At 41.9% G+C, this 12584-nt stretch carries 11 protein-coding genes; 6 read left to right on the forward strand and 5 right to left on the reverse strand.

What is annotated here, in order from left to right; translation table 11 throughout:
- From ACT3RN_RS11000 to ACT3RN_RS11020, 5 genes are all read left to right on the forward strand, one after another.
- Nucleotides 1-1284, forward strand: a 1284-nt coding sequence (locus ACT3RN_RS11000; protein WP_444518632.1) for a vWA domain-containing protein, incomplete at its 5' end; no start/stop codon positions are given.
- 346 nt (nt 1285-1630) lie between these two features.
- Nucleotides 1631-3358, forward strand: a complete 1728-nt coding sequence (locus ACT3RN_RS11005) for an AMP-binding protein (RefSeq protein WP_192519917.1) — start codon at nt 1631-1633, stop codon at nt 3356-3358.
- 394 nt (nt 3359-3752) lie between these two features.
- Entirely contained in the window at nt 3753-5528 is a 1776-nt protein-coding gene (locus tag ACT3RN_RS11010) for an AMP-binding protein (RefSeq protein WP_192519916.1), read from the forward strand.
- Nucleotides 5529-5655: 127 nt separating this feature from the next.
- On the forward strand, nt 5656-6372 hold the full coding sequence (gene rph / locus ACT3RN_RS11015) for a ribonuclease PH (protein ID WP_192519915.1): 717 nt from the start codon (nt 5656-5658) through the stop codon (nt 6370-6372).
- Nucleotides 6373-6497: 125 nt separating this feature from the next.
- Nucleotides 6498-6989 carry a hypothetical protein gene (locus ACT3RN_RS11020; RefSeq protein ID WP_192519914.1) on the forward strand — a complete coding sequence of 164 codons (492 nt, stop codon included), beginning with the start codon at nt 6498-6500 and terminating at the stop codon, nt 6987-6989.
- Between the two features lie 54 nt (nt 6990-7043).
- On the opposite strand, the gene ACT3RN_RS11025 is transcribed toward ACT3RN_RS11020, so the two are convergent.
- Nucleotides 7044-8612 carry a WG repeat-containing protein gene (locus ACT3RN_RS11025; RefSeq protein ID WP_192519913.1) on the reverse strand — a complete coding sequence of 523 codons (1569 nt, stop codon included), beginning with the start codon at nt 8610-8612 and terminating at the stop codon, nt 7044-7046.
- A 287-nt stretch (nt 8613-8899) separates the two neighbouring features.
- On the opposite strand from ACT3RN_RS11025, the gene ACT3RN_RS11030 reads away from it, so the two are divergent.
- Nucleotides 8900-9535, forward strand: a complete 636-nt coding sequence (locus ACT3RN_RS11030; protein ID WP_192519912.1) for a hypothetical protein — start codon at nt 8900-8902, stop codon at nt 9533-9535.
- A 110-nt stretch (nt 9536-9645) separates the two neighbouring features.
- On the opposite strand, the gene hemJ is transcribed toward ACT3RN_RS11030, so the two are convergent.
- From hemJ to aciT, 4 genes are all read right to left on the reverse strand, one after another.
- A complete protein-coding gene (gene hemJ, locus ACT3RN_RS11035) occupies nt 9646-10080 on the reverse strand; it encodes a protoporphyrinogen oxidase HemJ (protein ID WP_192519911.1) in 435 nt (144 codons plus the stop codon).
- A gap of 32 nt (nt 10081-10112) precedes the next feature.
- Nucleotides 10113-11276: a biotin synthase BioB gene (bioB, locus tag ACT3RN_RS11040; protein WP_192519910.1), complete on the reverse strand. Its 1164-nt coding sequence runs from the start codon at nt 11274-11276 to the stop codon at nt 10113-10115.
- Between the two features lie 224 nt (nt 11277-11500).
- Nucleotides 11501-12007 carry an SCP2 sterol-binding domain-containing protein gene (locus tag ACT3RN_RS11045; protein WP_192519909.1) on the reverse strand — a complete coding sequence of 169 codons (507 nt, stop codon included), beginning with the start codon at nt 12005-12007 and terminating at the stop codon, nt 11501-11503.
- 198 nt (nt 12008-12205) lie between these two features.
- Nucleotides 12206-12583, reverse strand: a complete 378-nt coding sequence (aciT, locus tag ACT3RN_RS11050) for an AciT family ciprofloxacin tolerance protein (RefSeq protein ID WP_192519919.1) — start codon at nt 12581-12583, stop codon at nt 12206-12208.
- Nucleotide 12584: the final 1 nt, after the last annotated feature.

Here is a 12584-nt window from a genome sequence, read left to right on the forward strand (position 1 = left end):
CAGTTCGATGATGGTGAACGTATTGCCAATGCACCGTTTGTCGTTGCAACTGAAGTGGTTGATTCACCATGGGATAAAGCGGATCAAGATAACAAAATCGTCAAAGTGGGTATCAAGGCTGTTGATAACAGTTGGTCAAAAAAATCGGATAAGCAGTCTATACCACCTGCTAATCTCGTATTCCTAGTAGATGTCTCAGGCTCTATGTCTTCTCGAGACAAGCTGGCATTGGCACAGTCTTCGCTTAAACTATTAACAGAGCAAATGCGCGCTCAAGACAGTATCAGTATCGTGACCTATTCAGGTAGTACTAGTGTGGCACTGCCTGCGACCAGTGGTGATCAAAAAGCAAAGATATTGGCTGCGATTGATGGGTTAAATGCATCAGGATCAACTAATGGGGAAGATGCTCTTAAATTGGCCTACAGACAAGCTGAACAAGGACTAAAAAAGAACGGTATTAATCGAATTATGATGCTGACGGATGGTGATTTTAATGTCGGTATTAATGATGTCGATGAGATGTTGGATTTGGTCAAAGCCAGTCGCGATCGTGGTATCTCTTTGTCCACCGTTGGCTTCGGTCGGGGTAATCTCAATGACTACATGATGGAGCAGATGGCGGATAACGGTAATGGTAATTACAGTTATATTGACAGTCTCACTGAAGCAAAAAAAGTCTTTGGGGATGAGTTAGCCGCAACATTTAACACTGTCGCTAAAGATGTAAAAGTCCAAGTTGAGTTCAATCCTGATGTTGTGAGTGAATGGCGCTTGATTGGTTATGAAAATCGAGTCCTTAATGAGCAAGATTTTAACAATGATAAAGTCGATGCCGGCGAGTTAGGCGCAGGCAAAGCAGTTATCGCATTATTTGAAATCACTCCCAAAGGACAAAAAGGCATATACAGTGAGCGTCGTTATGCTGACAGCACTACCACTACTACTAACGTAACCAGCAATCAGAAAGCCAATGAGCTTGGCTTTCTAAAAATTCGTTATAAAGCACCAACAGGCGGAAGCTCCATACTTATTAGTCAGCCAATTAATAATGCCAGTCGTTCTTTAGACAAAGCCAACACTGATACCCAGTTTGCGATCTCGGTGGCAGGTTTTGGTCAACGCTTAACCCAGAGTGAGTATATTAATGAGTGGCAATACAATGACAGTAGTAAGTTAGCAACAAGTAGTATTACCCATCAGCCAAGCAGCGATTCAGACGGTACTCGCCGTAACTTTGTGATCTTAACGGAATTGGCAGATGCACTTGACGGTACGAAGTAATAAATTAGCAACAAACTATAGGGTCGATACAGATAAATGCTTTGCTGTAAGTTGCTAAAAACTCATGGGTTTTCGTCATTAAGTATTTGATATTAAATTACTTATTTTGCGTCAAGCTTGTTTACGAACTCACGCAGCAATCTTTTATATTGAGTAGTCTGTACAAAGTGTGTATGTTAATAAATAAAGGACTATTTACCACTATATTGTTTGTTTAGCGTCATATGATTACGTCCCAGACTTGTTTATTACCATGATGGTAGCGCAGGTCTGACTTTTCGTATAGCTATCACACTGTGATTCGAATGCGCTGACGGTAGTGTATTATTACTAGGAGAAAAAGATTATGGAAAATCAAGGAAGCTTAATCCGTCGTGATGATAAGGTTTGGCTAAAAACCTATGAAGAACTTGGGCTAGATTACGAGATTAACTTACCAGCTGATAATACCTCACTGATCGATATTTTTGAGCAGAGTTTTACACAAAACAGCGACAAGACTGCCTATATCTGCATGGGTTCGTCATTAAGCTTTAAGGAAGTAGATTTATATAGCCGTCAAATGGCGGCATATCTACAGTCATTAGGACTGGTCAAAGGTGACAAGGTTGCGGTGATGATGCCCAACATTTTGCAACTGCCCGTCTCTGTCATTGCAGTACTACGAGCAGGGTTTACCTTAGTCAATGTCAATCCATTATATACCACCAGAGAGCTTGAGCATCAACTGACCGACTCAGATGCTAAAGTGCTGATTATGGTCGAAAACTTTGCCAAAACCTATCAAGACATCGGCCGTGATGTGGTCGATAAGGTCGTGATTACTGGTATGGGCGATTTGATGGGGACGCTCAAAGGCTTTATGGTCAATACGGTTGTCCGCCATGTCAAAAAAATGGTGCCCGCCTATAATATTAGCAATAGTATCAGCTTTAAAAGCGCGCTCAGTCATAGCACGGCTAGCAAATATAAGCGCCCAACCAATATCACGCTTGATGACATCGCTGTCTTACAATATACCGGTGGTACGACAGGTGTCGCAAAAGGTGCGATGCTGACGCACAAAAACTTAGTAGCAAATTTAATTCAATCCAATACCTTTTTGGGTACCAATTTTGACGATTTTGATCAAAGAGGTGAGCAGCCTGTCATCATGACGGCATTGCCGATGTATCATATCTTCTCATTTACTGTCTGCGGTATGTTTGGCCTATATCGCGGTTGTGTGGTGCTGCTAGTGCCAAACCCACGTGATCTTGATAGCTTATTAAAAGCATACAAAGCCAATCCACCAGCTTTCTTCCCAGCGGTCAATACGTTGTTTAATGCGCTTGCCAATAATGAAGAATTTATCGCGATGGATCATAGCAAGCTGCGTCAGTCGATGGGCGGTGGCATGGCAGTACTGAGCCCAACTGCCGAAAAATGGCGCCAAGTGACGGGTAATATCATCATTCAAGGTTATGGATTGTCTGAGACGGCACCAGTGGCAACCTCGAATCCAAGTAATAGTAAAACATTTACAGGCACCATTGGTGTACCTATGCCAGCGACTGATGTGGCCATCTTAGATGATACAGGTAATGAAGTAGCACTTGGTGAGCGCGGCGAGATCAGTGTTCGTGGTCCACAGGTTATGAAAGGCTATTGGAACCGTGAAGATGCGACGGCTGAGGTCATGACAGCAGATGGGTTTTTCCGCACTGGTGATATTGGTATCATGGCTGAAAACGGCTACGTTACTATCGTTGACCGCAAAAAAGACATGATTTTGGTGTCTGGGTTTAACGTCTATCCTAACGAAGTCGAAGAGGTCATGGCAGGTCATCCTAAAATTCTAGAATGTGGTGTTATTGGTATCAATGATGAAAAAAGCGGCGAAACGCCTAAAATTTATGTCGTACGTAATGATCCTAGTCTAACGACTGAAGAAGTTATTGAATACGCGAAAGAGCACTTAACAGGCTACAAACGTCCTCGCCACGTTGAGTTTATTGATGAGTTACCAAAATCTAATGTGGGCAAAATTCTACGTAAAGATCTACGTGTACTGGAAGAAAAGAACCACGGTTAATTAACTGGCGCTCAATATTAGACAATGAGTGATGAGTGTCTACACAGGTTAGATGCTCATAAGTATCGTGATACCAGATGCCTTTATAACTTAAAATGATAAGATTGCGTATATGCTTTCTTGTCATTTTTTTGCTTAAATTTACCTCTTTATGAGGTCGCTAGTATTAATAGAGAAAATTTGACAAAACTGATATAGTGTTTAGCGAAAGCGCTTACTAAAGTATTGTGATATATATTGACAAAACGATGTCTGACTTGCTTTATAAACCTTGTAATATACATATTGTAAATGTGTTTTTCGGTTCAGCTGAACTGAGCTATTGCACCGTTTTTAGAATGAGGACACGCACTAGAGTATTCTACATTTTTAACGGTAATATTTAGGAAAAATTATGACCGACAGTATCAATAAAGAGACCATAAACGATAAAGCTGCGACGAGCAATTATCAAGACCGTGCATTTCCTATCATGCCGACAATACCTAGCGACAGCCCATGGTTGGATACTTATGAGCGCTATGGTATCGCGGCTACTATCGATATGCCAGATGACAATACCTCTTTACTTGATGTGTTTGAGCGTAATTTTAGCCGCTATGGTCAAAAAACTGCCTATATCTGTATGGGCGCGTCTATTACCTTCAAGCAATTAGATCTATATAGTCGTCAAATTGCCAGCTATTTGCAGTCATTGGGATTGGTTAAGGGAGATAAGGTTGGCGTAATGATGCCCAATCTCTTGCAATATCCAGTGGTTGCTCTGGGTATTATACGTGCAGGCATGGTGTTGGTTAATATCAATCCTTTATACACTAGCCGCGAGTTATCACATCAGTTACATGATAGTGGTACCAAAGCACTATTCATCGTAGAGAATTTTGCAAAGACATACCAAGAAGCGGAAGACAAAGGTCAGGTTGAGCACGTCATCGTCTGTAAACTTGGTGATATGCTAGGAATGATCAAAGGGGCAGTGGTTAATCTCGTGGCTCGCCATATCAAAAAAATGATTCCTCATTATAGCTTGCCAAATAGTGTGAGTTTTAAACACGCATTAAATGCGGTATCTGCCAGCAAATACCAGCGCCCTGATTTGAATTTAAGTGATGTGGCATTGCTGCAATATACCGGTGGTACTACCGGTGTCGCCAAGGGTGCGATGCTGTCTCATGGTAACTTAGTAGCAAATATGCTACAGGTTGGCGTGCTTATGGACAGCGCATTTGAAGATGATGCTGATGCTAGCGATGTTATCTTGACGGCATTGCCGCTATACCACGTGTTCTCATTTACGGTCTGTGGTATGTGCAGTATGTATCAAGGTTATGCTGGTTTATTGATTCCTAATCCGCGTGATCTTGATGGTCTTATTAAAGAAATGGGCAAACATAAACCCGCTTTTATTCCAGCAGTAAACACCTTGTTTAACGGTTTGGTACATAAAGAGAGCTTTGCAAACCTAGACTTTTCTAGTCTAAAAGCGTCTATCGGTGGTGGTATGTCTGTATTGCCTAGCGTGGCAAAAGAGTGGCATAAAATTACGGGCTTGCCTATTGTTGAAGGTTATGGTCTGTCTGAAACATCACCAGTGGTAGCGTTTAATCCAATGACTATTGCAGAATTCACTGGCAAGATTGGTATCCCAGCTTCTAGTACTGATGTGGTATTAATTGATGACGATGAAAATGTAGTCGCACTGGGTGATCGTGGGGAGATTTGTGTTAAAGGTCCACAGGTAATGATTGGCTACCAAAACCGCCCAAAAGAAACAGCTGAAACCTTTACGGCTAGTGGTTATCTAAAAACTGGCGATATCGGAATTATGGATGAAAAAGGCTTTATCAAAATTGTCGATCGTAAAAAAGATATGATTTTGGTCTCGGGCTTTAATGTTTATCCAAATGAGATCGAAGAAGCCATGAGTGAGCATCCAGCAGTGGTAGAGTGTGGTGCTATTGGTGTACCTAACGAAAACCGTGGCGAAGAGCCAAAGTTGTTTGTGGTCAAAAAAGGCGAGGTGACAGAGCAGGAGTTACTTGATTTTGGCAAAAAGCAATTGACTGGTTATAAGCGTCCACGCAGCATTCAGTTTGTAGATGAATTACCAAAATCAAACGTGGGTAAAATATTGCGCAAAGAGTTGCGTAAGATGGAAGGATTGGTATAAGTTTGGCACTAAACTTTACCAAATCAGCGGCGCAATAGCTTGAGCGAATCTTGCTATTGCGCCGCTGTCACGTTAGGATAAGCTTATTTTTCAACCCTGATTTTAAAATATCGTACTAGGAATTTTTATGCGTAATGATAACCGTGAGCTTGACCAACTGCGTTCTATTAGCTTTGAGCGCCATTATACCAAGCATGCCGAAGGCTCAGTGTTAGTAAGTTTTGGTGATACCAAAGTATTGTGTACTGCTAGTGTCGAGTCGGGTGTACCACGCTGGTTGAAAGGTAAAGGCAAAGGCTGGATTACTGCTGAATATGGTATGTTGCCACGTGCGACCAATACCCGTAACCAGCGTGAAGCAGCACGCGGTAAACAATCAGGTCGCACTCAAGAAATTCAGCGTCTGATTGGTCGTAGCCTACGTGCGATGATTGATCTGAGTAAGTTGGGTGAAAACACCATTTATCTTGACTGTGATGTACTACAAGCCGATGGTGGCACTCGTACTGCTAGTGTGACAGGTGCAGCTATCGCTCTTATTGACGCATTAGAAACCATTCAAAAAACCAAAAAACTTAAAGCAGATCCATTAATTGGTTTGGTCGCTGCTGTGTCTGTCGGTATGAAAGATGGAAAAGCGTACCTAGATTTGAACTACGAAGAAGATTCTAACTGTGATACTGACTTGAATGTGGTTATGACTCAAAAAGGCGAGTTCATCGAGCTGCAAGGAACTGCTGAAGAAAAGCCATTCACGCGTGCACAAGCAGACGATATGCTCGTTTTGGCCGAAAAAGGCATCGCTGAGTTGGTCAAGATGCAGCAAACAGCATTAGGTTGGTAGTCGGACTTTAGGCTATTATCAGTAGTACTGATTTTTTGATACAACAACGACTCTCTGACAGATAGCCGGTTTTTTGATAGCCCGCTATCTGTTGCCAAGCAGAATCTCGCAACAGGTAACAATGCATGCTAAAGCTGACCGATGATGGCGCCAAAATCACCTTGCAAAGTCAATCGCAAACGACTGACAACGGTATGTTTTGGTTTGGCTCTGCATTATTAATAGGGGCAGTGGCAGTCGCTATGGCAATGAGTTTTTTGTCTGAGCGCCTTGCTATTGGTGCGTTAGCATTACTTATCGTTGGTAGTTTTGTTTTCAACCGACAACGACAAAAACAAAAAAAAGCCATGGCAGGAACCATTAGTGGCGGCATATTATGGGTGCGTACTGGTGAGCTGGTGCATGACAATAATGGTAAGCGCGAGCATATCCATTTGACAGATGGCGATACAGCAAAGCTCATTGGCGAGCAGCTACAGATAGTTGATGCTAGTGATAGCTGTAAATACCATATTAGTGGTTTTGATAGTGTTCAAGAAGCCACCGCTGCCAAAGCAATTTTGCAAGGGCAGGCGCTATCTAAGCGTCATGTGAATATCAAGATGAATAGTGATTAGTACATATCTATAACTTTAAAGCCAAGACTGGCACTAGAGTTAGAGTAGCTAATCTTATCGAGGAGGTGAGACCTTACGGCCTCGTTTATCAATAAACCATGTTTGGTCGCCTTTTTTGACAGCTGCGACACCATCATGGAAATCCTCTGCCTTGTCATAGATGTTTTGGATTACGAGCTTTCCTGAGGTATCAATATAACCCCATTTCTCCTCTTTTTTGACCGCTGATAAGCCATCACTGAATAGTGATATGTCCTTATACTCTATAGCCGTTATTAGCTGTTTCTCTTTGTTGGCGAAGCCTTGTAGACCGTTATGCTCGACCACCAATAGTCCGTTGGGTAATATCCCTAGATAAGTATAATCTTCAGATAAATATATTTCACCAGATGGGTCAACAATACCTTCATAGCCATCTTTTGCTATAAAGCCAAAGCCATTTGAAGAACAGCAAAAGAGTGCTTCATATTCAGGCTGTATCAAGATATTTCCTTGACGATCTATCAGTCCATATTTATCATTTTTTTTGATCTCTCTGACGCCTGATTCGTTATATGGAGAGCCGAGTTCGTCGTATTCTGCTGCTAATACGACTTTTCCTTGAATATTGATGAGGCCTAATTTTTGGTTTTTTTCGACCTCTATCAATCCTTGTTCATCACGCGAACCAATGAAGTCGTATGTGACAGGTGTGATGATCTTACCTGCTGCATCAGCAAGACCATAGAGGTTGTCGTTTCTCAATTCATAGGTGTCTTCATTGAAAGTATCGATATCATCATAATTAGCAGATAGAACGACAGTCCCTTTGTTATTCATAAAGCCATACTTGCCGTCTTTCTTAAATTGTTGAAGTCCTGTCTCATCTATATAGAAGCTAGGTAGCCTATCAAACTCAAAAGGCTTTAGAACCTTACCTGTTGCATCCATCAAGCCCCATTTATCTTGTTTTTTTACCTTTAGAACCGTCGGGTTGTATGAAAACATCTGAATATCTTGATATTCAACTGGGGTTAATAACATTCCCGAAGCGCTGGTTAGTCCATAGCGATTGCCTATAGCGACCTTTCCATAATTAGAATTATTACAACAAAATAACCTGTCATATTTTGCAGGCAAAATGATATTTCCTTCATTATCTATCAAGCCTTTTTTTTGCTGCTTTGCCATCAATACTCGATTTTGATCATCATCTAGGCTATCGATCCAATCATACGCTACTGGCAATACAACTTTTCCTGAAGCATCAGCGACACCATATTTGTCACCTTGCCTAAGACGAAAGTATTGGTTGGGATAAAACTGAAGGTTGTCATAAATCATAGGCAACACTTGCTTACCTTGTGTGGTAATGGCACCTACCTTATCAGCATGGGCCACAGCGATCAGATCATCATTTATAGAGCGCATTCGGTCAAACGTATAGTCTGTTAGTGCGTCTCCTTTCGCGTCTACCAACGCCCACAAAGCACCATCAAGTGTCGCAATTACTATATTACTTGTTGTTAAACAGGTTACCTGTATGGCATCGGCAACCTGAGGCTTGATACATTCATCATTGGCATAAGTCATCGATGATGCTATCAAAAGTCCAATGACAATTGGTGTCTTAATGGTGAACATTAGGATTTCCAAGTTTTTGTTTATTTGGAAGAATAATAACCCAACTTAATTTTAATAGTAAGTAGTAACTCAAGGTTTCTTATACCGTGTTTAGGGCGTGTCTTCAATTCAACCAATGATTATCCCAATGGATTAACAATGGCTAAATCTTGCCAAACGGTGTCAATTAGCTGACTAATATCTTGAACGATACTTGCAACGCTCCGTATAAATAGTTTATAAGTAAGGTTGAAAAGCGCCTATTATTTTCGCTTACCTATTTATGTCTTATAGACAAGGAATCAGTCATGTTGCGTATATCCATGTTGAAGTTGTCGGTGACAGCGTCATGTAGTCTATTGTTTTCCTTTAGCTTGATAGGTCAGGCTCAGGCAGATAGTATGAGCGCGCTAATCGCTCAGAAATCAGCTCAATCAACGACTTCCTATCGCTATCCAGACGTATCGCATCAAGCGCCTACGGTGTTACCTGCGTTTTTATCTGGTAATTATGACAATGTCGATAGTAAGTATTTACCGCTATTAAGTAGTGCAGAAACGCAAAGCAGCCCTGCTGCGCGTGAGGTGGTCAGTACCGCTCGTAAGATGGCGCTTAATGAACGTACTATTATCCAAGGTGGTTGCTGGGATTATTTAAACGCGGTATTTAACCGGGCAGGGGTGACGCGTGATACGGTTCACAAAGGCATTTATGGTCAAGGACCTTATGCTAGTAGTGGCGAGATAGAGGTTGGGGATTGGCTGTACTATATCAACCATGGTTATAATGACGTCGAGCACAGTGGGTTGTTTGTCGGCTGGGTCGATGAGCGTGCGAAGCAAGCGTTAATATTAAGCTATGCTGGTGAAAACCGCCGCGAACCTGCCCGTTACCGCGTTTATGACTTAAGTAATGTCTATCAAATCATGCGTCCTAGTGTCTAGTATGAGAGTCCGGCTCCCTTAAGATACAACCGACCTTAATAAAAAAGCGTCCGTCACTTATATTAGTGATGGACGCTTTTGATTGTTGAGTGTCAACCATTTTGCTAATTTTAGAAAGGTTTTACCACGACCAAAATAACGATAAATATTAAGGCAAATACGGGTATTTCATTAAACCAACGCCAAAACTTATGTGATTTATAGTGTGGGTTATCAATGAGCTTTTTACGATACAAGCCGCAAGCACCATGATAGCCTGATAGTAATACGACTAATAGCAGTTTGATGTGCAACCAGCCTTGGGTTTTGTAAACATCCCAGCCTAGCCCTAACATCCATAGACCGAAGATCCATGTGGCTATCATCGATGGAGTCATGATACCGCGGTAGAGCTTGCGCTCCATAATGCTAAAGCGCTCTTGGCTGATGGCATCATCGCTCATTGCATGATAGACAAACAGGCGCGGTAAATAAAATATCGCCGCAAACCAACACACCATCGAGATAATGTGTGCCGCCTTAATCCAGTTAAAATAATCTGCCATTTTAGTCTCTCTTGCTCAGCTTGTAATTTATACTAATCTGCCAACACTACTTGCGTCTGATGACCATTCATGGCATCCATTACAGGCAATACTTTGGGTGCTCTTGGTGCGGCAAACTGCTTGGTGAGACCAAGCTCACGCATGAGTCTATCGTCACCTGATTGACTGGCATTGCCCGTAGTCAGCAGTTTATCACCATAAAAGAACGAGTTTGCACCCGCCATAAAGGCCAATGCCTGCTCAGAGTCAGACAGGCTCTCGCGACCAGCAGACAAACGTACATAACTGGTCGGGCAGCAAATACGCGCCACAGCGATAGTACGAATCCACTCAAGCACAGACAGCTGACCCTCGGCCAATACTTTGTCACCAATAGGTGTGCCTGCAACAGGTACGAGTAAGTTAACGGGTATCGACTCAGGCGCTTTTGGCATTTTGAGCAGTTCATGTACCCAGTCGATACGGTCTTCACGGCTTTCACCCATGCCGACGATATTGCCACTACAGACATTGATGCCTGAGTTGCGGACATTGTCTATCGTATCTAAGCGCTCGTCATAGCTACGTGTACTGACGACTTGCTCATAATAACTACGTGAGGTGTCTAGGTTATGATTGTAATAGTCCAATCCAGCATCTGCCAATTGAGTCGCTTGATTGGTATCTAACATACCAAGCGTCATGCAGGTCTCAAGCCCTAATGCTTTGACCTCTTTAATTAGCTCGACAACATAGGGCATATCTTTTGCGCTTGGATGTTTCCAGGCTGCACCCATGCAGAAACGTGAAGAGCCGCTGTTTTTGGCACGTTTGGCAGCGGCAATGACTTTGTCTACCTCTATGCGTTTTTCGGCTTGGAGTTTGGTAGTATCGCGATGGTGACCTGACTGTGAGCAGTAGCCGCAATCTTCAGGGCAGTTACCTGTTTTAATAGACAACAAGGTGCTGATTTGTACTTCATTGGCTTTAAAGTTCTCTCGATGTATCGTTTGTGCTTGTAGCAGCAAGTCCATCAAAGGCAAATCAAACAGTTTTTCGATGTCTGCACGAGTGTGTTTGTGAGTGGTTTTTTGGTTGGCTGTAGTAGCATCTGTGGCTAGGTTGGCCAAAAAGTCACTGTTGCTGTTATTTTGATTGTCTACTGAGCTAGTGGGGCTACTGGCATTAGGTTCTGAGATGCTAAGTAATCCTGCCATGAGATAAGTCCTTTTATAACGATATTAAGTAAATCTAACGATTTTTTGTCTTTTTAAAAAAATAAAAAAGTCTGCGATATAGTATACCGTAACCTTTTTAGAAAATCAGAGCGCCACTCTATTGTATTTATATTAAATACAATAGAGCAGATTAACAGTAACTATGTGATGTTCAGTTTGCCATTCGGTGTTCTGATGATTTGTATCTGATAGTTGGTATCTGGTTATTTGCCCAGTTTGTGCTTGGCAACACCAATCCAGTGATTGGCAAAATTCTGTGCTTTGTAAGCATAAGGCTTTGCTTTTTGAAGGTATGGTTTGCACTCTTCTGGAACTTCTGGAACGATATGTTTGGCAAGTTTATTAAACCACATCATTAAGCTGTAGTCACCTTCGATGCTCAAGTTGCCTTCTTGAACGGCTGTCATAAAGGCTGGCAAGTTGCCTTTAGTCAACAGCTTAACACCAGTCATAGAATCTTTAAAGTTGATGGTCAAATCAGCCGATTTTGCATGACCGCTATATTGGCTAAAGTCGCCATTATCAAAGACAAAGTAACGGGCGATATCAGCTTCAGTGCTAGAAAATTCGATAGTCACACTACGGTCAGCAAATAGTGCTTTCACTTTTTCATCATCGCTATCAGCGAGCATAGACAAACGGTAACCAATCACCGCCAACAATACGTCTAAAGGATCAGACTTAATATCTAACACAGGAATAGTAAACATAATCGAACTCCTAAAAAATGAGACGCAAAACAATGCGTACTTTATAACAATTTTTGCGACAAATATATAATTAGATTATAACTGATTGATGGCATTTAATTCTTTAGGAGTTACGTAGGGAGTGTTAAGTATCTTGTAACATTCGATGACGTCAGTATGATTGATGACGTCAGTATGATTGATATGGTATTGAGCGTACTAATGGAAGCGTGGCTGATAGTCATCATCATAAACAGGCGTGTGCTCGATATAGCGAGATGCTTCTAGCTCACGCTGTAGTTGCACAGATTGGCTAAGATCATCGTAACGTAATGCTCGATATAATACCCAACTTGCTAGTGGCAACCAACTGATACCCATGGCGATAATATAACTGTGCCATTCTGATAGCATAAAGTGACTCAATATCAAGCTGTGGATGATTTCAACGGCTAGCCAATAGGCCATACCACCAAATAGGTACAGCAGTAGCCAACGTTGAGACGATATGGCGAGTACTATTATTAACACTGCGAGCAAACTATAGCCAAGCCAAGCAGCATTGATCCATGTCGTTATGTCGATAAAAGAAAATATA

It is taken from the genome of Psychrobacter sp. AOP5-GZ1-6 (assembly GCF_052376345.1).
Classification (GTDB): domain Bacteria; phylum Pseudomonadota; class Gammaproteobacteria; order Pseudomonadales; family Moraxellaceae; genus Psychrobacter.